Genomic DNA, 22,651 nt, shown 5'->3' with positions numbered 1-22,651 from the left:
TGTTGACGGCGATTGTGCTTCGCAGTCACAGAGTTTGCCCAGGCGCGGGAAGCGGGGCGGTTCAGCTTTCCGTATCGTCGGGCAGCTGGCGGCCGAAAACGACCTCCATGCAGGCTCCGCCGAGCAGACTTTCGCCGGTGAGAATGTCGCCATCGTATTGCTCAACGATCTCCCGGGCGACGGAAAGTCCTACGCCCTGGCCTGGTCGCAGCGTATCGGCTCGTTGCCCGCGATCGAATACGGCAGTCCGCTGGTTCAGCGGGATACCGGGGCCATCATCTTCCACCAGAATATGCAGGTGGTTGTCGTTGGTCTGACGCACGGAAACTTCGACAAATTCCAGGCAGTATTTGCAGGCGTTATCCAGCACGTTGCCCATCACTTCCATAAAATCATTCTGTTCGCCGACAAAGCTGATCTCCGGAGAGATATCGAGACTGATATTGACCCCTTTGCGCTGGTAAACCTTGTTCAGCGCCGAGGTCAACTTGTCGAGCAGCGGCGCAATGGGGTGCAGTTCGCGGCTGAGCAGGGTACCGCCGCTGCGCATACTGGCGCGATGCAGGTAGTAGCCAATTTGCTGTGAGATGCGGCTGATCTGCTCCAGCATGATCGGTTCTGCTTCATTGAGGTCAATCTTCTCGCCGCGTAAAGAACGCAGGGTGCTTTGCAGCACGGCCAGCGGCGTTTTCAGACTATGGGTCAGATCGGTCAGCGTGGTGCGATATTTGTCGTAGCGCTCGCGCTCGCTTGTCAGTAGCCGGTTAAGGTTGCTGACCAGTCGGGTCAGTTCGCGGGTGGTATTCGGATTGAGCATTTCGCGGTGATGCTCTTCCAGCTCGCGGACCTCTTTTGCCAGCGACTCGATGGGGCGCAGGCTCCACCAGGCCGCCACCCAAAGCAGCGGGATCACCAGCAGCAGGTTGGCAACCAGCACATAGATAAACCAGCTCCAGACCATATAAGAGCGTTTCAGTTCGACAGGAATGGTGTCGATCACCACGATGCTCAGCTGCGGCAGCTTATCGGTTGCCGGGTAGATATTGATCGCCACCGAGTGGGTCATTTCGGAACCATCATCCTGCTGGCGAAGAGCGTCCAGCTCCTCCTGGAACTGATGATTGTTGCGCAGCAGCATGCTACTGCTGTCAACGTCGGACTCGATTTCGTGGAAGCCGTTTCTTTTCAGCCATTCAGGTTGAATGCGTTTTGCCAGCCAGCCGACATCGCGCTGCATCCACAGCAGTTTGCCTTTGGCATCGTATATCAATGTCACCGTCGGGCTCTGCATGTTGAGGTTTTCGGGGATATCCACGTCGATATGGTTGTTTTCCCACTTTGCCAGCATATAGAACAGGTTACTTTCGCCGCGCAGCAGGCGGAAGGTGGTTTTATCAAAGCTGACGCTGTAGCCCACCAGCGCAACCATGCCGTAGGCCAGCGAAAGCACCAGCACCACTGCCGCCGTCGCCAGCAGAAAACGAACGCGTAAAGAAAGCGGCAAAATATGCCGGAGCGGGCTTTTCATTCGCGTAGTTCAAATAAATAGCCCTGGCCGCGCACGGTCGTAATGACGTCATGCGGATGCTGAGTCTGAATTTTTTTCCGCAGCCGTCCCATCAGTACGTCGATGGTGTGACTTTCGCGCAGTTCAGCATCGGGGTAGAGCTGGAGCATTAACGAATCTTTGCTGACGACTTTGCCACGGTTACGGATCAGCGTTTCCATAATGGTGTATTCAAATGCGGTCAGCTTGATGGGCTGTTCGTTAATCGATAGCTCGCGGCGTGACAGGTCAACCTGGAAAGGCGGCAGAGAAATAACCTGTGACGCCAGGCCGCTGTTGCGACGCAGTAGCGCCTGCATGCGCGCCGCGACCTCTTCAATATGGAACGGTTTGGTGACGTAGTCGTCCGCCCCGGCGCTCAGCACCTCGACTTTATCCTGCCAGCCTTCACGGGCGGTCAACACCAGTACCGGAACCGACACGTCATGACTGCGCCAGCGGCGAATCAGTGAAAGACCGTCTTCATCGGGCAGACCCAGATCGACAATGGCGATATCCGGCACGTGCTCACCCAGATAGTAATCGGCTTCCTTTGCATCTTCTGCTGCGTCCACCTGATGGCCTAATTCCTGGAGCTGAACTTTCAGGTGATGGCGCAGTAAAGCGTTATCCTCAACGACGAGTACGCGCATGCCTTTTCTCCCGTTTATTTTGGTTTCGAATAGTGTAGCGCTGAATAGATATACTGAATTTAAACGGCTGTAAATGAAAGGCTTGCGATATAACTTCGCCAGCCGTCCTGTTTTCTGGCCTGCCACGCCGGTAGAGAGAGGGCGGTAGCGCCAGCGCCCGATATACATCCGGCAAGAGAAGGGGCATATCGTGGGCATATATTGGCAAGTTTATCCTCCTGTTGCCAGCCCGACGAACATTGTGTGGATAAAATGGTGGGGCTGCCCGGGAAGAGTATCCCGGCGCAGAGCGTTCAGGGATGAGACTGAGTGGGTTGGAACCGACTTTCTGATGCTAACAGCATGTTTAATCTTAGTTTTCTTTTCTTCAGCTTTGGCTGAAAACCCCGCCAGAAACGGCCGACAAAGAGCAACTAAAAGAATCCGCATCGTATCAGCGATGACGACGGAGCTCTCAGCAGCGCGCAGGTGAAGGAGGAGGGGGAAACTCAGGCTGGGTTAAGAGACGATGAAATGGAAAGCGGCGCGACGATGGAGGATGTGACGAAAAAAGCAAACTCAGGCGGGTGACGGGGGCCCTGACGACGTCATGACAAATTGATGGCCGGAATAATTCCCGGCCATCTGTTTCTCTGCATTCACTCACTCTTCGCCGATTTCCGAAGGAAGGCGAGACCAGGCGATTACTTCAGTTCGTCAACCATAGTCGTCGCGCGACCGATGTAGTTAGCCGGCGTCATGGCTTTCAGGCGAACCTTCTCGTCTTCCGGCAGCGGCAGGCTGTCGATGAACTGTTGCATCCCTTCCGCGTCCACGCGCTTACCGCGGGTCAGCTCTTTCAGCTTCTCGTATGGTTTTTCGATGCCGTAGCGGCGCATCACGGTCTGGATCGGCTCAGCCAGCACTTCCCAGTTATGATCCAGCTCGTCCAGCAGGCGATCGCCGTTCAGCTCCAGTTTGCTGACGCCTTTAAGGGTCGACTGGTAAGCAATCAGCGCATAGCCGATACCCACACCGAGGTTACGCAGTACGGTTGAATCGGTCAGGTCGCGCTGCCAGCGGGAAACCGGCAGTTTGCTCGCCAGATGCTGCATCATGGCGTTAGCCAGGCCGAGGTTACCTTCGGAGTTTTCGAAATCGATCGGATTCACTTTATGCGGCATGGTGGATGAACCGATTTCACCGGCGATCGTCTTCTGCTTGAAGTGGTTCAGCGCGATGTAGCCCCACACGTCGCGATCGAAGTCGATCAGGATGGTGTTGAAGCGGGCGATGCAGTCGAAGAGCTCGGCAATATAGTCATGCGGCTCAATCTGCGTGGTGTACGGGTTCCACTGAATGCCCAGCGAGGTAACAAACTCTTCGCTAAACTGGTGCCAGTCTACTTCCGGATACGCCGCGATGTGGGCGTTATAGTTACCCACCGCGCCATTGATTTTGCCCAGAATTTCTACCTGGTTCAGCTGACGATACTGACGCTCCATACGGTAAGCGACGTTAGCCATCTCTTTACCCATTGTGGACGGCGTGGCCGGCTGACCGTGAGTACGGGACAGCAGCGGTACATCGCGATACTGAACCGCCAGGTCTTTCACCGCGTCGATAAGCTTGCGCCAGTACGGCAGAACCACCTCATCGCGCGCGGTTTTCAGCATCAGCGCGTGGGAGAGGTTGTTAATGTCTTCGGAGGTGCAGGCGAAGTGGATGAATTCGGATACCGCATGCAGTTCAGCGATATCGGCCACTTTTTCCTTGAGGAAATACTCTACCGCTTTCACATCGTGGTTGGTGGTACGTTCGATGGTTTTGATGCGCTGCGCATCTTCAACGCTGAAGTCGGCAACGATTTTATCAAGGAAACCGTTTGCGTCGGCAGCAAAAGCAGGAACTTCCTTGATCGCTGCGTGCGCGGCTAACTTCTGCAGCCAACGTACTTCAACTTGTACACGGAATTTCAGCAAACCGAATTCGCTGAAGATACCGCGCAGCGCGCTGACTTTATCGCCGTAGCGTCCATCGACAGGGGAAACGGCGGTCAGTGAGGATAATTCCATAGATCACAACTCCGGGGTTAAATGAGCAAGAATTTGTTTTGCCTGGTTAACCAGACGATTACGAGAAAACATGAGCTGCATGCGCCCGCCGCCCACCTGATGCCAGAGCACGGCGGCACGAATGCCTGCCAGCAGGGAGGCGCGGACCTTGGCCTGAACCTGCGGGCTTTGCAACACGGCCGGTGAGCCGGTCACCTGAATACGCGGACCAAGTGGACTGATGACGTCAACATAGATGCCCGCCATGGCGCTGAGCAGCGTTTCAGACTGCAGGTCGAAATGTTCCAGCTGACGGCGCAGACCGGCGATGCGGTTGCCAAGGGTATCCATCGCCCCTTTGCTGCCGTCAAGCTTACGCTCGAGCACCATCAGGCTTAACGTGTAGCGGGTCAGCTCGGCATTGAGGCCCTGGCGACTGCCGCTGTTGAGCACGCCAAGCAGCGTTTCCAGCCCGAGGCGAAGATTGGCTTCACTACCACCGAACACCGCCAGCGTTGAATCCGGGTTGAGATCGATGATGCTGTTCAGCGAAACGTGCAGGGCATCGCTGTCGCAATGGCCCTGGTGCGCCAGCTGCTGAACCAGACGGGCGGCCTGGCAGATGCCCGCCAGCGCCAACGTGATGTCATAATAATTCTTCGCCACACCTACTCCTTGTAAACCGTCGGGGAGGGTTTTGTCTCACCGGCGGTAAAAACTGTCTGTCAGGACTGCAGCGGCAGACGCTGCTCGATCACGCCGCCGCCGAGGCACACTTCGCCAAGATAGAAGACCGCCGACTGGCCCGGCGTCACCGCCGCAACCGGTTCGTCAAACAGCACTTCGATGCGCTCGTTATCCAGCGCGTTCACGGTGCACGGGATATCGGTCTGGCGATAGCGGGTCTTCACCGTGCAGCGCAGAGTGCCGGTAACCGGTTCGCGATCGACCCAGTGCAGCTGTTGGGCAATCAGGCCCCTGGACATCAGACGCGGGTGGTCGTGGCCTTGAGCTACGACCAGAATATTGTTTTCGACGTCTTTATCAACCACGTACCACGGGTCTTCGCTGCCTTCTTTGGTGCCGCCGATGCCGAGGCCTTTACGCTGGCCAAGGGTATGGTACATCAGACCCTGATGCTCACCGATTTCGTCGCCGTCAACGGTGACGATTTTGCCCGGCTGAGCAGGAAGGTAGCGCCCGAGGAACTCGCGGAATTTACGTTCACCGATAAAGCAGATCCCGGTAGAGTCTTTTTTCTTCGCGGTGATCAGGTCGAGATCTTCCGCGATCTTGCGCACCTGCGGCTTTTCCAGCTCGCCAACCGGGAACAGGCTCTGGGCAATCTGCTCATGGCTGAGGGTGTACAGGAAGTAGCTCTGATCTTTGTTGCCGTCCAGGCCGCGCAGCAGCTGGCTTTTACCGTTGACATCGGCACGGCGCACGTAGTGACCGGTCGCAATATAGTCGGCGCCCAGATCTTCTGCGGCGAACTCCAGGAAGGCTTTAAATTTGATTTCTTTGTTGCACAGAATGTCCGGGTTCGGCGTGCGCCCGGCTTTGTATTCGGCCAGGAACAGTTCAAACACGTTGTCCCAGTACTCTGCGGCAAAGTTAACGGTATGAAGCTCAATCCCGAGCTTATCGCAGACGGCTTGCGCGTCGGCGAGGTCGGCAGCGGCGGTGCAGTATTCCTCACCATCGTCTTCCTCCCAGTTCTTCATGAACAGGCCTTCTACCTTATAACCTTGCTGAAGCAGCAACCAGGCAGAAACAGAGGAGTCGACGCCGCCGGACATGCCGACGATCACTTTTTTTTGGCTTTCTGACATTGGAATATTCACCACATTGAACTTCAAGGCGGCATATTCTAGCACGCACGAGCGGCTCAGGCACCCCCCAGGAGCGGCCAGTTAAACGCACCAATTAATGACAGCGGATAGCGCGGGTCCTGTTGATAGCTGCGGATGCTTTCGGCAACCAGCTGAGAGCGCAGATTTGATGCCGTCAGGATCTCTTGCGCACTCAGCCACAGGCAGCGGTCGATATCGCTGTCATGCGGCTGTGTGGCGCACGTATCGTTAAGTTCGATGGCGAACAGGAAGCGTAAAAACGGCGTATTGTCCGGCGCAATCCACTGATGCATGCGGATAAAATGCTGTGGCGTGGCGCGAATGCCGGTCTCTTCCCACAGCTCTCGTTCGGCGGCCTGCACCAGCGTTTCATCTGCTTCGAGGTGTCCTGCCGGCTGATTCCACAGCGCTTTGCCGTTGATGGTTTCCTCAACGATCAGAAATTTGTCTTTCGCGTGTACGACGCAGGCGACGGTGACGTGCGGTTTAAACATACTTCCCGTTCCTTGTGTGATTAGCCGACCTGGCGCCACTCGCCGTTGGCCAGTCCGTCGAGAGTATAGCCGCCCATGGCGTAACGAATAAGCCGCAGCGTGGGGTAACCTACGTGAGCGGTCATGCGTCGCACCTGGCGGTTGCGTCCTTCATAAAGGGTGATTTTCAGCCAGCTGGTGGGTATGGATTTGCGTTCGCGGATAGGCGGGTTGCGCGGCCACAGCCAGGCCGGTTCAGCGACCCGCTCAATACCTGCGGGCAGGGTAGGACCATCGTTGAGCGTGATGCCGGCGCGCAGCGCGGCCAGCGCATCTTCCGTTGGCAGGCCTTCAACCTGAACGTAGTAAATTTTACCGGTGCGCTTGCCGGGTTGAGTCAGCGTAGCCTGCAGCGCGCCATCGTTGGTCAGCACCAGCAAGCCTTCGCTATCGCGGTCAAGACGACCCGCGGCGTAGACCCCGGAGACGGAAATAAAATCTTTCAGCGTGCTGCGCCCGGCTTCGTCCGTAAACTGCGGCAACACATCGTAGGGTTTATTGAACAAGATCACGCGTTTTGGCGCGTGTTCTTTGCGTTGTCTGGCGACTTGTTGTGAGCTGAATCGCTCAACGCGATGTTTTCTAAATGAAGTTTTCTGCATGGTATTTTCAGGTCCTGACAATTGCCGCATTATAGCCTAATTACGAATGCCTTTCATGGACGCAAACATTCAGGTAGTATTGACATGCTCATCACAATTTTTTAACAAAAATATTGCTCAAACTGATTCGCGCTACTAGAAGGCGGCACGGACGCGAATCTCCGGTTAGCGGGATGACCCGGTGGCGGAGTGGGCGGATAAAGCCAACGCTCGGTTAGTGTGAAAAGGAAGAGCAGAACCAGAAGCGCTCGAAGGAGAGGTTAATGGAAAGCAAAGTAGTAGTTCCGGCGGAAGGTCAAAAAATCACCCTGCAAGATGGCAAACTGAATGTCCCTAACAACCCGATCATCCCGTTTATCGAGGGTGATGGTATCGGTGTTGACGTGACTCCGGCGATGCTGAAAGTGGTGGATGCCGCCGTTGAGAAAGCCTATAAAGGCGAGCGTAAGATTTCCTGGATGGAAATTTACACCGGCGAAAAATCGACCCAGGTGTATGGCCAGGACGTCTGGCTGCCTGCCGAAACTCTTGATCTGATTCGTGACTATCGTGTTGCTATCAAAGGCCCTCTGACGACGCCAGTTGGCGGCGGTATTCGTTCTCTGAACGTAGCGCTGCGCCAGGAGCTGGACCTCTACGTCTGCCTGCGCCCGGTTCGTTACTACCAGGGTACTCCGAGCCCGGTTAAACACCCTGAGCTGACCGACATGGTTATCTTCCGTGAAAACTCCGAAGACATCTATGCGGGCATCGAGTGGAAAGCGGACTCTGCTGAAGCAGAAAAAGTGATCAAATTCCTGCGCGATGAGATGGGCGTGAAGAAAATTCGCTTCCCGGAACATTGCGGTATCGGTATCAAGCCGTGCTCTGAAGAAGGCACCAAGCGCCTGGTTCGCGCGGCGATGGAATACGCTATCACCAACGATCGCGATTCGCTGACCCTGGTACACAAAGGCAACATCATGAAGTTCACCGAAGGCGCGTTTAAAGACTGGGGCTACCAGCTGATCCGCGAAGAGTTCGGTGGCGAGCTGATTGACGGCGGCCCGTGGCAGAAGGTTAAAAACCCGAATACCGGTAAAGAGATCATTATCAAAGACGTGATCGCCGATGCTTTCCTGCAGCAGATCCTGCTGCGTCCGGCGGAGTATGACGTCATTGCCTGTATGAACCTGAACGGTGACTACATCTCCGATGCTCTGGCAGCGCAGGTTGGCGGTATCGGTATCGCACCGGGCGCGAACATCGGTGACGAATGCGCGCTGTTCGAAGCGACCCACGGCACAGCACCGAAATATGCTGGTCAGGATAAGGTGAACCCGGGTTCTATCATTCTGTCCGCTGAGATGATGCTGCGCCATATGCAGTGGTTCGAAGCCGCAGACCTGATTGTTAAAGGCACCGAAGGCGCTATCGCCGCTAAGACCGTGACCTATGACTTTGAACGTCTGATGGAAGGCGCTAAACTGCTGAAATGTAGTGAGTTTGGCGACGCAATCATCGCGAACATGTAATCCAGTTACTGGGTTAAACAATAACGGGAGCTTAACAGTTCCCGTTTTTTATTATTAGCTTTCGAATGGTTATCAAAACATTATCAAAACAAGTTATCAAAACCCCCGCCACAAAAACCTCAAATAGCCACCTTGGTCCATCCTTTCCCACGGTCATCATGGTATCTGTCCGTTTGTTGTTGAGTCTTATGCCCCAGTAAATCTTTTGTGTTTATGCCCTGTGCTTTATAAAGTCGTTCGGAAAGTGATCTTTGCTCATGGAACGTTGCCGGCGTACCATCACCCCAGTCGATATTTGCACAATCCCTTGCCTTGCTAAAATTCATCGTCAGCGTTCTGGCTTTAACCTGAGCGCCACGTTCTGCCTGAGATGTTGTTCTGAAAAAATGCACCAAAAATGGGCTAACCGCATAATCCCGGCAACGACCTATTACGTCGCGAAGGCTCCAGTTTATCGCGTTGCATCGCAATGCCAGAGGAATGGCTATCTTGCTACCGGTTTTCTCCTGCTCGATATGAAGATGATCATCCCAAATGTCTGAAAATTTCATTCGGGAAATATCCCCCAGTCTCTGGCCGGTTACCAGGGCAAGTAGCATGGCATTCCCCATGTACTTGTGGTTGGCATCGGCTATGTCAAAAATCTTTTGCCATTCTTCCTGAGTAAGACGCTGGCGGGTGATCCTCCGCCGCGGTTGTTTTGTCGATAACGCAGGGTTATATCCAGGGGGCACTTCCCCAGCATGTTGAGCCTCCTTAAAAACATCAATTAGTACTGAACGTATAACCTGAGCCATTCTGGGTTGTCCCTCGGCTAAATAATCATCCAGTATCTGGGCAATATCACGAACGCTGACCGTCGGGATTAATTTCATTCCTACGCGTTCTTTAAGGAGAGAGACAGGTTTAGCTTTTTGTCTGAAGGTATTTTCTTTGATATCTCCAGATTTCAATCGCTCCTCTTGAATCTTCCAGTAACGCTCAAGCCAGGTGTTAGTCGATATTGCTTTACCTTTGCTGGTGGATATTCTGTCAGTGATTGCCATGATCTGGCGGGTTTGTTGCTCAGCCAGCCTTTTATTTGCTTCAATAGCTATTGCAATGGCTTCTGCCTCATCTGTACCCAGACTGTGGAATTTCCCGGTAACAGGATGTTTATAGCGCCAGTAGACTTTATTAACCTTACGACTATAAAGCGGGTATAAATTTGGAATAGTTACGTTATTTTTACGTGGTCTGGCAGCCATCGTTTAAAATCCTCTGCAATAGAACAGGATCGCTTTTCTTTACTATTGGAGTGGTCAGTTCGCCGACCAACTCGGCATCCTCCCTGACGCGCCAGAACCGACCTTCTTTTTTGGCTGGGGGAGAAAACATATTCTGTTTCGCATAGTTTCTGAGAGTGGAAACACTTGGCGGATTGCTTCTGTATTTCTCGGTTGCCCACTCTTCAAGAGTTAACATTTGAAGCATATGCTTTACCTCATAATGGCCCATTGCTGGGCCATTATCTGAAAACGGGAAATCAGTTTTGAATCAGGCGCTGCCAGATTGCGGAAATGTACCGGGCCTGGTGCTTCGCATCCGTCAGCGCATTATGCCGGTCACCTTCGAACGGGATGGCGGTTTTAGGATCGAAGCCAACTGCTTTTCCGAGTTCAACCATCGTTCTGACGTCGCGGTCGTTCCAGTAGTCCCACGGACAATCGAGGCAGGCGAGTTCAAATGACGAACGCAAAATGGTGTTATCGAATGTGGCGCCATTCCCCCACACCTGCGCTTTTTTGCGACCACCAGTGACGTTCTCTTCAACAAAATCAGTAAACATGAGCAGGGCATCATCCAGCTTTATGGCGTCATCATTGGCAATGGCCGAACGCGCTTCAGAGGATTGTTTTAACCACCATATAACCGTTGAGGGGTCAATCTCAGCGCCCCATGAAACCGCAGATTCCAGGCTGACAACTTTGTAAAATGTTTCGCTGAGGATCCCTGTTGCCGGGTCAAATAATACAGCACCGATGGAGACGATAGGGGCATTGGGTTTTTTCCCCATAGTTTCTATGTCCACCATTACATGAACATAATCAGTGGGTGATTCTTCATCATGTTTGTGATGACCGGTTTTAATATTTACGGCAGTCGGCGTATTATCAGACTCAGTGTTGCCTGTAGTGTCCTCAATTGCCGCTTCGCCTTCTGATACCTCAGCAGAACCCGCGGCTTCATCACTGATAGCTTTTTCCATCGGCACATGACTGGTGGTCTCCGCAGTTGCGATTGGTTTGGTGAGATCTTCCTTAACCCATTTAGCATCGTTAGGATCGCTGATACCTTCCACGTATTCGCCGCGCCCTGTGGCCAAAAGTTTGCTGGTGAGTTCGTGGGTAATATCTTCTTTACGTAGTAGCATCGGCATTGGCATGGAAGATCGTCCGCAGGCAATGTCCACGATGAGTTCGTCAGGGTGGGCGTGGTCCGTTTCCGTCATTACTTGGTTAAGGTGTTCCCGGTGAGCTATGCGATCTTCCCACAGACCTACCGGCGTGGTTTTTACCGTTGCGATATTGCACGCACGGGAATAATCGCGCCCGCCTGGCATCGACATGAATAGCTCTCTGGTTGCAATAAATTCTTTGTTGTCATATTTGTTCATCATGCTGTTCGCCTGAATATCGACCTCAAGCGGAACGTTATAGATATCGAACTCTTTTACACGGGCGATGAGACCCAGCGCTATTTCGTACTCCAATCCTAAAACGGTTAATGGAGTCAGGCGATCTGTCACATTACCGCCGCCGGCATTCGCGCCGGAGGGGGTGCGATTTACGGCTGAAATACTATTACCAGCAGCCCATTCTTTAGTCAGGATCCCGCGGTCAAGGTGGCTGGTCACGAACCATAATTTAGCGAATTGGATCTGCTTGCCCAGTTCGTGGCGTTTACCAGCCGGGAATACTTTTTTCATAGCGCTGGTAAATTTCCAGATCCCGGGCATGTCGTATGACTTGATATCTGGCACATTCTCTGCAGCTAGAATCAGATTCTGGACAGCACTGTTATCGACATCCATTTCTAACGCGGAAAGGGTATGACGGCGTGGGGTGTCAATGTGATAAACGTGGCTATCTTCTGACGTATATTGCGCCAGCAGCTGAGTGCGGAAAGGCATTGTTGCTAGTGGGTGTAATGCTTCATCTTCTGCATCTTCTGCATCTTCTGCATCTTCTGCATCTTCTGCATCGTCTACCGGCGCCGGCTCTTCTGCGATTTCTTCAGGTTCAGGTGCGGCAATTTTTCCCCAGGTGATCCCGTCTTCTCCGCCGAGTTCGTAGCGGTCGCACCAGGTATCATCCAGTGCGCCTTCTTCAGGCAGATCATCAACGATATACCAGTGGGTGCGGGTCGGCAGCTGGTGGTCGGCGCCGCGGCCAACAGCAATGCCAGCATCTTCCAGGATATTCAGGATTTCACGTTCGGCACGTGAGTCGGATTTTGCAGGGAACCAGCAAAAGAGGCTTTTGGCATCTGCTGATTTTGCTTTTGCTTTGACAAGATACGCATAGTTGTTCATTGCGTTCGGGCTCCTTTGGATTGTAAGATACCCGGCAGCTGATGGCAGCCGCCCTGGTGGTGGTCATTGGTCAAAACTCGATTCCGGAAAGCTTTGGTCGGCTGACCGGGTACTTAACCCGCCTTGCGCGGGTTTTGTGCTTTATGAACCATGGTCATTGATTAAAACTCGATTTAAAAATTTACTGCCGGCTGTTGGTCTTCAGCCGCGGCGAACGCTTGCTTATAGGGTAAGCAATGGCCATTAACGTGCTGCTCTGTAGCAGCTTCTGAACAAACCCTTTCCGTTTCATACACGCCGATCAGAACATCAGAGCATTCACCGGTCAGCGAGCAGACACTGATAACTAAGGCAAACAACGTGCTCATGCGTTTGCCTCAGGATCCCCTTTCTGAGCGAGGAAGTAGCAGAGCTGGCGAATCCTTGCGGTGATCCAGCTAAGGCGTACAGCCTGTCGGCCTGTTGCTACACGAGCGAAATCAACCATGTGACAAACTCCGTAAGTATTTTTGTAACTGAAGCCCAAAAGATGAGCCCGATAACTACCGAAATGACCATAGAGAAAATGCAATTCTCACTCATTTCAGCCCTATCCTTAACGCGGCTAACGGTACTTGCTGACTAACCAGTGGTCAGGCTTTGCAATGCAGTGCCGGGTGCCTCCCGGTGACGGCAGTCAGTTAACAACTACCGCCGGCAGCTTCTTTTCCACCCCACCAGGGAAACGGTGGTATTGCTTTAACTGAGCCGCGTGCGCATAGCCGCATTCACCGCATTGCAAAGCCTGCTGATTAATCTTTTTCATCTGGCCTTGAGGCGGCTAACCGAACGTGAAACCTGCTGCGCAATGATTGATGTCATCTCATCCGGTGTTTCTATACCGCCGGCAGCTACTTCGTGGGCGTCCTGCCTCGATGACGTGTTGCGTTGAGAATATTATAGTCACATTTGGTGTTTGTGTGTCAATACACAAAGTGTGTCTGTTGGGGGCGAGAAAAAACCGGCGTTTGCCGGTTTGGGCGGGGGATTATTTAGAATCTGGTTTAAATCGACCTTTGAGGTATTTTTCTACGTAATCGTCGATTTCTTTCAGGCGTACTTCAAACAGATCAATCATTCTCTCCTGTTCCGACTCTGGGAGTTGATTGAAAAGCTGTAGCATGCGTCTTTGTTTTTCAGGAAGTTCCTGTCCTCGGTTTTCCTCATCTCCAAAGAGTAAATAGCTGGGAGACGTGTCAAGTATTCTCGCCAGTACAACCGCATCATCAACGCCAATATTACGTGTGCCTAGCTCATAGTTTCCAACTCGTGAGGCCGTAGCCCATCCGCACATCTTGGAAAGTTGCGCTTGGCTAATGTTCTTCCTTTCGCGAAGAGCCTTCAGTCTCTCGCCAATGACTTCGGACATAGTTTTCATAAACGAATTTTACCACGCTTTGTGGCATATTGATGATCACGTTTTGAGGTTGACAATGGACACGAATCGTGACTAAATGTTGCCTCAACCACTCAGGAGATAAAGCGTGAACAACATAGCTACAGAGCGACAAAAGTTAGGTATTTCGCAGGCACAACTCGCTAAGGCTCTTAATTGGGGGCGCTCACGACTATCAAATTATGAGGCCAATCTGCGAGAACCTGGACTTACTGAGTGCCGGTTAATTGTTGATGTACTCAACGATCTTGGAGCCTCCTGCACTTTGGACAGTGTATTTCCAACGGAATGTGAGAATCAGGTCAGGAGTTAAATATGCAATCTATCACCTTTAAACATCCTACCTCGCATAAACCTATTCAGCTGAAATCTGAAAATCAGTATTCACCTCGACGCCGGGACAGCATGAAGTGTCGATCCATCTTTGAGGCTGTTCAGGAATGGGAGTCAACCTTACCCGGGCGCGCACAGGAAACTATTGCGCAGCTGGTGGACGAACAGTGGGTAAAGCAGAACGGGAGAGGGATCAGTGTCAACAAGCAAAATCTCTACCGCTACCTGAAAAACGAGAGCAGTTCAGAGAAGTACACCAGCTATGTCATCCAGCTTTCGTCTGCGATCGCCGATGCCATGCCGATAGAGATCGCGCGCAAATATGGCTTAAAACGAGGCTTAACTGAAACCGAGCTGGTGGCTAATGCAATCAAAGAGTGCAGCGAGGCGCAACAGGCAAAATTGCTGGGCGCGCCTTTGCAGAAATTAGAGCGAGAAATACGGGAGGCAGCAATTGCGCTATTTAACATGCTCCCTGCAGATGCGGCGGGACCACTACTGGCGAGCATTAGCGCCGTAGCGCCGCAGTTTTTTTAATCGAGTTTTTACCAATGACTATAAGCCCGATTATCTCGGGTATCAGGAGTAAACATGGCAGCGCTGCCCTACATGCAACTTTACATTGCTGATTACCTGGCGGACACCATGCATCTGTCAACTGAGGAGCACGGCGCCTACCTGCTGCTGATGTTCAATTACTGGCAAACGGGGAGGGCGATCCCTAAAAGTCGGTTATCGAAAATAGCACGGCTAAGCAACGACCGTTGGTCTTCCGTTGAATCCTCGTTAAAGGAGTTTTTTAACGACAACGGTACCGAATGGGTTCATGAGCGCATTGAAAGGGATCTTGAGATGGTTCGTTCCTCTCAACGTCAGAAATCTGATGCCGGCAAAGCCTCAGCAAAAGCAAGAAAGGCCAAAAAATCAACGACAGAGCAACGAGAAGGTAACGACCGTTCAACGGGCGTTGATAATCCGTTTGAACAGGATGGCAACGGCAATCCAACTAATAAAGATCCAGATATAGATACAGATCTAAAAGAAAACCCCTCTCTACGCGGGAGCGAAATTCCAGATGTTCAGGAGCCGCAATTCCTGGCAGGCCTGGATATCCCCATCGGTAAATTCACGATGCATGAAAACTGGCGACCATCGCAGGACTGGCCACGGCTGGCAGCCACCTGGGGAATTGAGCTTCCTGAACCGGCTTACCTGCCGACTGAACTGGCCGAGTTTACCGCCTACTGGGAATCAGAACGGAAGGTATTCACACAGGTCCAGTGGGAACAAAAATTCGCCCGCAGCGTCGTGAACGCCAGAGCTAAATCCAGACCACAACCAGTAACCGGAGGTAACGGCCATGCAGGACTTCAACCAGTTAACACCGCATCCCGGGCAGTCCAGGAAATTCAGGCAGCCAGAGAGCGCTGGGAGCAGGAAAACGGGCTTACTGGCGGCGGACACGGCATGGAGGCTCTGGACGGTCATGGGGGAAATATTTTCGAACCGCTGGACCCAGAAGAACGGGGCGGCGCCGTCGGATATGTGGATTGCCCAGATTGGGTCGATGACTGATGCGCAGATCACGCTGGTTTGTCGTCAGTGCATGGAGCGGTGCGCTATGGGGAACACCTGGCCGCCAGATCTGGCTGAGTTTGTCGCGTTGGTTTCAGAGAGCGGGGCAAATCCGTTCAATCTGACCTCCGAAACGGTCATGACCGAGTACAAACGCTGGCGTAACGAATCGTACCGCTACGCTGGCAGTGAAAAATATCCGTGGAAACAAGACGTGCTGTATCACATTTGCATTGAGATGCGGCGAGCTGGCGTGGAGCGCCAGATGACAGAGAAGGAGCTGCAAAAACTGGCAGAGAAACTACTGACGAAGTGGACAAAGCATGTTGCCAACGGATTCACCATTCCACCGATCCGCCGGCAGCTTGAAGCACCACGGCATCCACCCGGGCCGACACCCGCACAGATTTTGATGGAAGAGTACAAACGCCGCAAAGCGGCAGGTTTAACCAAGTAAGCGAGTTTTGACCATGACCAAAAAATCTAAAGAACGAGTTACCCAGGCACAGATGGTAATTGCCATTGTGCACAGAACGCCAGAATGTGTCCTGCAGGATGTTTGCGATGTACTGGATTTGCCCTCGAGTTCCGCGGGTAATCTTCTACGTCACCTCCATGCTGCTGGCAAATTACGGCGCATACACAACGGCACTCAGTACGTTTATCAGGTACCTGCAGGTACTGAGATCCCGAACGTTAAATTGCCAGAACCGGCCATCAAAACTACGCCGGAGAAAGCTCAACTGATGAACAATGCCATCATTCTCGCCCGCCAACTTGAAGAAAAAGGGTTATACCGCCGCGCGGCGACTACTTACACAGCCATTTTGGGAATGGTCAGTAATGCCAGCGAGTTGTGGAATATCGCCCGACTGCGCAGCCGCTGCCTACGTAACGCGGCGAGGTGTTAATCATGGCTAACAAATCACGCGAGCAACAGCAGGCGAGTATCCGGAAAGTTATTGAACTGACCCGGGAGAAGGGCCGGCTGACGGTCAAAGAAGCCTGCGGCGAGTTGCACATGTGTCGGGATACGGTTGGAAAGTATTTCCGATCAGCCGTCAAAACCGGAAAAGTTATTCGTTATGGGCGTCTGGGGTTGTTTCGCGACCAGCGCGCGGTCATCGATTTTGACTTATGCAGATTTGACTATCGGAAGAATGCAGGAGCAGCCAAATGAGCATCGTTAAAACCCATACAGGTACCGTAATAACGAAAGATGGCCCGCAGCAAAAGCTTCTGCATGAAACCCCATCAATGTGGGTCGTTAGGAAAACCGAGTGCTACCGCAAAGACACCGGCAGACGTCATTTTGCAGAGCAAACGCGCCGTCGGCTTATCTTGGACCCAATTCGACCGATGGCGGAGGCCGACAGATGATCTCCGAAATTAATTTGTTAATCACCTTGGGGGCGCTGTTCGTATCAAACCACACTGGCGGCAAAGATACTTAGGCGATGCTGATCAAGTTGCTTGGTGTGATTCCACCTAAACAACGGCTCGTTGTATATGCGTCTCTCGGTAAAATGGAATGGTCTAGAGCACTGGAACTGGCCAGAAATTAGCAGAGGACGCTGACTGCCTTTCATAGTGACGGTCGCAAGAAAGACACTGCTGGAGATGGCGGAGGGCCGTTTTGAGTAACGACCTGAGGTTCCAATCTGACCTCCTGCCAGCACTCGTCAATGCACCAGTGACCTGAAGCGTGGGTCTACCCAGCTCAAGGCCAGACTTTATACGGCCTGAACCCTTATAATATCTATGTTTAGGGTGAAGAACTTCCATAGTAGATATGCTTTACGGCCAAAAATTGTTGAATCTCTAGTTCCAATAGGTTTAATCGATTTTGACTAAGATGTTATGTGTGTCTATAATACTGCGCCCCTTGTTACGGGCGTAGTGGTGGTATGAAAAATTGGACATCACACAAATTGGTTAAACAACTTGGTTGCAAAAAAAATTGAAATGCGGTTATAACTACTATTGTAGGGATGCCGTAGTGAATGCCGAGTTGTATTGCGTTCATCATTGGAGAATGCATATGAATTTATTTACAACCTTAGGAGTGGGACTTGCGCCTCTTCTTCTCTCGACGCAAGCTCAGGCCACTAGTGTTGCCGTACCTATCACAAGAGTACAACCTGCCGAGCTTACATCAGCGGCAAGAGGGCGGGGGATGACCCCTGAAGATGTTCTCAGACTGAACGGTGAAATTTCACCTTTGCTTAATCAGTTGCTTGATTTCAATCGCGATTTAGAAGAAGGGATTGATGTATTGCATACTGCGTTGGGGAAAGGTGAAAGGGTTGAGATCTCTCAATCGTTAGTTAACAGTGCCGATTCCAGCATCGAATCAGCTAAGGCCTCAATGGCTTTGGCTCAAGAAGCCTTCGGGTTTGTGTTGTCTGTAGAGAGGGTCGCTTGCCGACCAATGCTGGAAGAACTTCAGACAAAAACCATTGCTGGTATAGCTGCCAGCATAGAGACTATGAAAAAGATACCAGAGTTGTCAAAGCAAGCATCAGGACAGGCTAAGGCCGTTGTTGCATTTGAGCAAGAGCGGATGTCTGTGGCATTGAACTCTGATAGAATTGAGATGAAACCAGGGATGTCGCGCGAGGAAAAACGGCGTTTCATTCTATCTCATGCATCTTAATATCAAGGTTGCTGCTGGATGACTCAACATTTTACCACATCGTTTGGTAAACTCTTTGCTAAAGAGTTTGGTAACTTTACTGAAAGTGACCAAGATAAAGTTCTTGATTTTACTGAACAATTCGAACGGTGTGGTTTGCGGGATTTCTCTTGTTATCAAGGGAAAATTTCTGCATCTTGGTCGAATTTAGATGAAACTGACCCTAATTACAGTTATGCCAAAGGTAACGATCTCTGGCACTACCATGTCGGGTTACCCGAGTACGTGCAGCGACATCCAAAATATTATACGTCAGACTGGGTGGTTCATTTTCAATGGGTAGAACGTGGAAACCACATCCATCTTGTTGATATGTGTTATCATTATACCTATGACGGGCAGTTTTATCTTCCGAAGCCACAGTATCTGGAAAAAGCAAGCTAACCTATATTTGACCATTTCATGATTTGATTTTCGTCAAAGATCTAACCCGCCTTGAGCGGGTTTTTTATTGCCCGAGCAATTGTCAAGTCTGCTCGAACTGGGGAACTGGTGAGGGAGAACATACCGGATATTTGTCAGCAGAAAGAAATCACTGCTTAATAAAACTCTATTAATTCAACCCGCTACGGCGGGTTTTTCATATGCATTCCTGACAAAAAACTAACAGTTTGTGCCTTTAAGATGTTGCTCATTGAGAAAGTTGGGTGTACTGTTTATTTATACAGTATATCGAGGGAGGGTAATACTATGAAAATCGAAGTAACCATCGACAAAAACAAAAAATTGCCTGATGGCGCGGAGCATGCGCTTGAGGCCGAGTTACTGCGGCGTTTAAATCAAAAATATGATGGCTGCAAGTTAACTATTCGCCGTGCTGGGGCTGACGGACTCAGCGTGTTCGGTGGCATAGACGGTGATAAAGAAACTATCGAAGAGATTCTCCAGGAGACATGGGAAAGCGCAGACGACTGGTTTTATTGAATTACTGCGTGGACGTTACCGAGTTTGTTGAGAGGATTTTGTAGTGGGAAAAAAACAAGAAATGCCGAACACCGGCTATGTAGTTATCAGATGCGATGATGGGGTAATAGTAGCCCGTCTCAAATCCTTTCCCGTAGGTGATCGTGCTTTGATGTATCGCCGCGGAGATACAGTTTCGTTTATGCCACTACAGCAAGATGAGATCGTGGGGACTCTCTCGTTATTTGCGCAGATGATAGAAAAGGCGAGGTCTGGAGTTGGTTACCAGGTTCCGTCAGGTTCTGTTAAACTCCCGTCATAGGCCTGAACAACCTATACCTGCTGCGCCACGGAGACAAACCATGGCGCAAAATATCGCAAAACCAGTAACAAAAAAGACTGGCGGTCATAATGACAACGCTGGCTTTTCTTCATTCCAGAAACTGACCCCACGCCAGCAGGAGGTGTTTGATCTCCTCGTTGCGTTTATCTCAAAACACGGTTATCCGCCGACGGCCAGAGAGCTGTCAGATCTTATTGGTGCTGCGTCTCCGAACGCTGCGGCCGAACACCTTCGGGCATTGCGCAGAAAAGGGTTCATCACCATCGCTCCAAACATGTCCCGGGGTATTTCTATCGTCGGGCATAAAGAGCCATCACTCGGCGTGCAACTGCTGCAGGAAATGCTGCATAACGAACCGGGAGCACGTGAACGCGCCATTGAGTTCATCCGGTTGTATGAGGACCAGCTATGAAGAAAAGCTGGTTTCAGCATACGGGGTTGAAAGAGTCGCAGGCAGTCGAGTTGGTGGCGCGTTACCGTAAGGCTAACTACCGGGTAGAGAAATGCCTCTCCCGTGATTTTGTATCGTGGGAAGTTAGCGTGTTTTTGCCTGAATCAGAAAAGGAGCCCCGCGCCGACAGAACCTTCTTGCAGAAAATGTGGAGAGACTGATGCGGGCGCTGCTTAACGTGGATATTGCCCGGCATTTGGGCATTGTATTACTCAGGCCGGGAAGCGAGCTAATGCGGCTTTTTGGAAAAGGTCGCGTATTAGTGGAGATGCCGCCGGATGATTTGGATTCAACACCGAGCGGCAGACTGCCGGATGCACGGCAACCGCTCCGGGATGACACAGGGATCAGACCATTTTTTGTTAATGAGCGTGTCATCAAAGCAGCTGGTGGGATAAACGCTATGGAGCTCTGGCTAGAACGTGAGGTCCAGCACTGTCAGTGGCCACATTCTAACTATCACCACCAGGAACTGGTTAATTTCAGGCATGACCCCGGCGCGATACGGGCATGCTGGCACTGCGATAATGAACTACGCAATCAGACCGTACAAACACTCGATAGTCTGATGTCGCAGAACTTGGCTGACTGGATTATTGGTACAGCGCTGAGTTATCTGGGCTACAACAAAGAGCGGATGCTATCTCTCGCAGAGCTGTGCTGGTGGGCGGTATCCGTTGGAGTTAGTAGCGAAATTACAGAGGAGATGGCCCGTCGTTCTCTGAAGCTTAAGCCGGAAGAGTTTCAATCGGTTTACCGGGAAAGTGAGCTGACTCCATCGGTGCCGGCCACCAGCATTCTGGTGGAACGGATGACCTCATTACCGAAACGTTCCCCATCCCCGGCCCGGGAACCATCTTCCCCAGCTATTGGTGTACTGGTGGATCCTGAAGCTCCCGCAACGTATTTCGCTCGTCCAAAACGTATTCGCTGGGAGTCTCCGCATTTTATCGCTTGGGTAAAAACACAAACCTGCATGTGCTGCGGCCAGCCTGCCGATGATGCTCACCATCTGATTGGCTGGGGGCAGGGGGGCGTAGGTACGAAAGCTCACGATATTTTCACGCTACCTTTGTGCCGAAAACACCACCGGCAACTACATCACGATCCTCTTTCATTCGAACGCGAATACGGCACCCAGCCGGCGCTGATTATTAAACTGCTGGACCGGGCTTATGCGCTCGCGGTTCTGGCGTAAGTGGAGACTCAAGATGATTAACCCCTCTGAAGTTGGCAAATCTGGCGAAATGGTTCGCCTCCGCACTCTCGAAAGCATCTGGATACAGGGAAAGCTGCGCATGTGGGGCCGCTGGTCATATATCGGCGGTGGTAGTGGTGGCAATATGTTTAATCAATTACTGGCATCCGGAAAGATAACTAAAACGGCTATCAATGAAGCCTTACGCCGCATGAAGAAATCAGGAATTTCGAAACCTGAGCTTGAGGCGTTCTTCCGTGAAATTTTAGAAGGGAAAAACAAAAGCGGCCTATCGTTCTGCACTGATGATGAAGGTTTGAAAATTGATAGCGTCCTGGGGGCCGTCCTGGTATCGCCGGGGCATAAAGCATTGTATGACGTCTTGGTAGAACGCTATCGACTGCGTAAGAGTAAAAGACGTATTGCTGAAGAACTGCAGGGAAACCACCCAGAGTGGAGTTATATGACCTGCCGCCGCCGCATTGATACTTGGATAAGTTTGGCGGAATCGATGCTATACGTGCCAATGTGTGACATGTTCGACACAAATATAAGTAAATTTTACTTGCAATGTGAGCCGGAAAAAGCTTGAATTGTGATAGGCTCGGGACGTTAAAGCGAACTGAGCAGCAAAAACTTTTAAACCTCGCTCTTGCGGGGTTTTTTTATGTCTGATCCTGGTGCTCAGTTTCTTCATGGCATGGTAATATTTAGTTACAAGCTATTGAGGAGATGCCATGAAACAGTTGGTCTTGAGTTTGTTTTTTTGCCTGCTTTTCCCAGCAATTGCTTTTGCTGGAGAAAAAATGGAAGGATATGGAAAGAGTCGATGGGGGATGACTCCTAGTCAGGTTGTTTCAGCTGAGAATGGACGAGCCCATTTTATTAACCCGCCAGCAAAGTATAACGCGGCTCTGGGTTCTGTTGGTATTGATAAGGTGTCTATAGGGTACCATGACTTCAAAGTGGTTTATCAATTCACTAATGAACATTTAACTCAGGTTATTGTTCAATCTATTGAAAATATGAACTCAGGAATAAATATTCAATCATTCATGAATGTTGAGTCTCTCCTTACGCAAAAATATGGACAGCCTAGCTTTAAGGCTGAAGGCGAAAATGTTGTTTGGAATCAGCCAGGAACAACAATAGAATTATCACACCTAAATATCCCAGGGGTGACTTCACTTGTGACGGTTAGATACACTCCTGCATCCCAAACGACAAAAAGTACAGATAACCTGTAATTTGTTTTTTTTGCATGCAGGTTCCTTTAGTAAACCATTTTTTTTCACTTCAAAGCCACCTCTTGGGAGGTGGTTTATATTTAAGTAGGTAGTCATAGCTTATGAATTAGCTAGCATTGTTTATTAACAATGGTTGTACATGGGGATAGCTTGTTATATCTCT

28 protein-coding genes are annotated in these 22,651 nt (G+C 51.2%); 16 read left to right on the top strand and 12 right to left on the bottom strand.

The features are described 5' to 3' along the window. Positions 1-61: 61 nt before the first annotated feature. From phoQ to rluE, 7 genes are all read right to left on the bottom strand, one after another. Positions 62-1,528, bottom strand: a complete 1,467-nt coding sequence (gene phoQ / locus Q1L34_RS16545; RefSeq protein WP_032717229.1) for a two-component system sensor histidine kinase PhoQ — start codon at positions 1,526-1,528, stop codon at positions 62-64. Continuing rightward, entirely contained in the window at positions 1,525-2,199 is a 675-nt protein-coding gene (gene phoP, locus Q1L34_RS16540; protein WP_004860631.1) for a two-component system response regulator PhoP, read from the bottom strand. Before phoP ends, phoQ begins: the two co-directional genes overlap by 4 nt. A 683-nt stretch (positions 2,200-2,882) precedes the next feature. Further along, positions 2,883-4,253, bottom strand: coding sequence for an adenylosuccinate lyase (gene purB, locus Q1L34_RS16535; RefSeq protein WP_004860634.1), 1,371 nt, complete (start codon positions 4,251-4,253; stop codon positions 2,883-2,885). A gap of 3 nt (positions 4,254-4,256) precedes the next feature. Beyond that, positions 4,257-4,898 (bottom strand): high frequency lysogenization protein HflD, encoded by a 642-nt coding sequence (gene hflD / locus Q1L34_RS16530; protein WP_004860640.1) that lies wholly within the window; start codon positions 4,896-4,898, stop codon positions 4,257-4,259. 59 nt (positions 4,899-4,957) lie between these two features. Next, positions 4,958-6,064, bottom strand: coding sequence for a tRNA 2-thiouridine(34) synthase MnmA (gene mnmA / locus Q1L34_RS16525; RefSeq protein WP_015584630.1), 1,107 nt, complete (start codon positions 6,062-6,064; stop codon positions 4,958-4,960). A gap of 56 nt (positions 6,065-6,120) precedes the next feature. Continuing rightward, complete coding sequence (locus tag Q1L34_RS16520; RefSeq protein ID WP_004860645.1) at positions 6,121-6,579, bottom strand: NUDIX hydrolase; 459 nt, start codon at positions 6,577-6,579, stop codon at positions 6,121-6,123. 20 nt (positions 6,580-6,599) lie between these two features. Then, positions 6,600-7,250: a 23S rRNA pseudouridine(2457) synthase RluE gene (gene rluE, locus Q1L34_RS16515; protein ID WP_015584629.1), complete on the bottom strand. Its 651-nt coding sequence runs from the start codon at positions 7,248-7,250 to the stop codon at positions 6,600-6,602. Positions 7,251-7,483: 233 nt separating this feature from the next. Here rluE and icd point away from each other — a divergent pair, with 233 nt between their 5' ends. Beyond that, on the top strand, positions 7,484-8,734 hold the full coding sequence (icd, locus tag Q1L34_RS16510) for an NADP-dependent isocitrate dehydrogenase (RefSeq protein WP_004860652.1): 1,251 nt from the start codon (positions 7,484-7,486) through the stop codon (positions 8,732-8,734). 119 nt (positions 8,735-8,853) lie between these two features. On the opposite strand, the gene Q1L34_RS16505 is transcribed toward icd, so the two are convergent. The 5 genes from Q1L34_RS16505 to Q1L34_RS16485 form a co-directional block, all read right to left on the bottom strand. Beyond that, positions 8,854-9,981 carry a site-specific integrase gene (locus tag Q1L34_RS16505; RefSeq protein WP_325986111.1) on the bottom strand — a complete coding sequence of 376 codons (1,128 nt, stop codon included), beginning with the start codon at positions 9,979-9,981 and terminating at the stop codon, positions 8,854-8,856. Beyond that, the gene (locus tag Q1L34_RS16500) at positions 9,962-10,207 is read right to left on the bottom strand and encodes an excisionase (protein WP_131050564.1); all 246 of its coding nucleotides are present in this window, start codon (positions 10,205-10,207) and stop codon (positions 9,962-9,964) included. Before Q1L34_RS16500 ends, Q1L34_RS16505 begins: the two co-directional genes overlap by 20 nt. Positions 10,208-10,259: 52 nt before the next feature. Next, positions 10,260-12,308, bottom strand: a complete 2,049-nt coding sequence (locus Q1L34_RS16495; protein WP_327204197.1) for a 3'-5' exonuclease — start codon at positions 12,306-12,308, stop codon at positions 10,260-10,262. Between the two features lie 173 nt (positions 12,309-12,481). Beyond that, positions 12,482-12,676, bottom strand: a complete 195-nt coding sequence (locus Q1L34_RS16490) for a DUF1482 family protein (RefSeq protein ID WP_327204196.1) — start codon at positions 12,674-12,676, stop codon at positions 12,482-12,484. 659 nt (positions 12,677-13,335) lie between these two features. Further along, a complete protein-coding gene (locus tag Q1L34_RS16485; protein WP_128321250.1) occupies positions 13,336-13,725 on the bottom strand; it encodes a helix-turn-helix domain-containing protein in 390 nt (129 codons plus the stop codon). 106 nt (positions 13,726-13,831) lie between these two features. Here Q1L34_RS16485 and Q1L34_RS16480 point away from each other — a divergent pair, with 106 nt between their 5' ends. From Q1L34_RS16480 to Q1L34_RS16410, 15 genes are all read left to right on the top strand, one after another. Continuing rightward, entirely contained in the window at positions 13,832-14,056 is a 225-nt protein-coding gene (locus Q1L34_RS16480; RefSeq protein WP_327204195.1) for a helix-turn-helix domain-containing protein, read from the top strand. 2 nt (positions 14,057-14,058) lie between these two features. Beyond that, a complete protein-coding gene (locus tag Q1L34_RS16475) occupies positions 14,059-14,613 on the top strand; it encodes a toxin YdaT family protein (protein ID WP_327204194.1) in 555 nt (184 codons plus the stop codon). Positions 14,614-14,667: 54 nt separating this feature from the next. Further along, positions 14,668-15,651 (top strand): DUF1376 domain-containing protein, encoded by a 984-nt coding sequence (locus Q1L34_RS16470; RefSeq protein WP_327204193.1) that lies wholly within the window; start codon positions 14,668-14,670, stop codon positions 15,649-15,651. Then, positions 15,563-16,108, top strand: coding sequence for a replication protein P (locus tag Q1L34_RS16465; RefSeq protein ID WP_327204192.1), 546 nt, complete (start codon positions 15,563-15,565; stop codon positions 16,106-16,108). Before Q1L34_RS16470 ends, Q1L34_RS16465 begins: the two co-directional genes overlap by 89 nt. A gap of 13 nt (positions 16,109-16,121) precedes the next feature. Next, positions 16,122-16,562, top strand: a complete 441-nt coding sequence (locus Q1L34_RS16460; RefSeq protein ID WP_327204191.1) for a PerC family transcriptional regulator — start codon at positions 16,122-16,124, stop codon at positions 16,560-16,562. Positions 16,563-16,564: 2 nt separating this feature from the next. Next, the gene (locus Q1L34_RS16455) at positions 16,565-16,831 is read left to right on the top strand and encodes a DUF977 family protein (protein WP_327204190.1); all 267 of its coding nucleotides are present in this window, start codon (positions 16,565-16,567) and stop codon (positions 16,829-16,831) included. Further along, a complete protein-coding gene (locus Q1L34_RS16450; protein ID WP_327204189.1) occupies positions 16,828-17,031 on the top strand; it encodes a hypothetical protein in 204 nt (67 codons plus the stop codon). The genes Q1L34_RS16455 and Q1L34_RS16450 overlap by 4 nt, the downstream gene beginning before the upstream one ends. A 661-nt stretch (positions 17,032-17,692) precedes the next feature. Beyond that, the gene (locus tag Q1L34_RS16445; RefSeq protein WP_327204188.1) at positions 17,693-18,307 is read left to right on the top strand and encodes a hypothetical protein; all 615 of its coding nucleotides are present in this window, start codon (positions 17,693-17,695) and stop codon (positions 18,305-18,307) included. A gap of 18 nt (positions 18,308-18,325) precedes the next feature. After that, positions 18,326-18,730 (top strand): hypothetical protein, encoded by a 405-nt coding sequence (locus Q1L34_RS16440; protein WP_327204187.1) that lies wholly within the window; start codon positions 18,326-18,328, stop codon positions 18,728-18,730. 306 nt (positions 18,731-19,036) lie between these two features. Further along, positions 19,037-19,270, top strand: coding sequence for a DinI-like family protein (locus Q1L34_RS16435; RefSeq protein ID WP_327204186.1), 234 nt, complete (start codon positions 19,037-19,039; stop codon positions 19,268-19,270). A gap of 341 nt (positions 19,271-19,611) precedes the next feature. Continuing rightward, positions 19,612-20,004, top strand: a complete 393-nt coding sequence (locus tag Q1L34_RS16430) for a LexA family protein (protein WP_327204185.1) — start codon at positions 19,612-19,614, stop codon at positions 20,002-20,004. Continuing rightward, positions 20,001-20,204, top strand: a complete 204-nt coding sequence (locus Q1L34_RS16425; RefSeq protein WP_327204184.1) for a hypothetical protein — start codon at positions 20,001-20,003, stop codon at positions 20,202-20,204. The genes Q1L34_RS16430 and Q1L34_RS16425 overlap by 4 nt, the downstream gene beginning before the upstream one ends. Next, positions 20,204-21,241 carry a DUF968 domain-containing protein gene (locus tag Q1L34_RS16420; RefSeq protein ID WP_327204183.1) on the top strand — a complete coding sequence of 346 codons (1,038 nt, stop codon included), beginning with the start codon at positions 20,204-20,206 and terminating at the stop codon, positions 21,239-21,241. Before Q1L34_RS16425 ends, Q1L34_RS16420 begins: the two co-directional genes overlap by 1 nt. Before the next feature lie 13 nt (positions 21,242-21,254). Continuing rightward, positions 21,255-21,833: a DUF1133 family protein gene (locus Q1L34_RS16415; protein WP_327204182.1), complete on the top strand. Its 579-nt coding sequence runs from the start codon at positions 21,255-21,257 to the stop codon at positions 21,831-21,833. 145 nt (positions 21,834-21,978) lie between these two features. After that, positions 21,979-22,488, top strand: coding sequence for a hypothetical protein (locus tag Q1L34_RS16410; protein WP_327204181.1), 510 nt, complete (start codon positions 21,979-21,981; stop codon positions 22,486-22,488). The last annotated feature ends 163 nt before the right edge of the window (positions 22,489-22,651 follow it).

It is taken from the genome of Klebsiella ornithinolytica (genome assembly GCF_030505655.1).
Lineage (GTDB): Bacteria > Pseudomonadota > Gammaproteobacteria > Enterobacterales > Enterobacteriaceae > Klebsiella > Klebsiella ornithinolytica.
The sequence above is the reverse complement of the archived record's forward strand: the minus strand, read 5'-3'. Positions and strand labels throughout refer to the sequence as shown.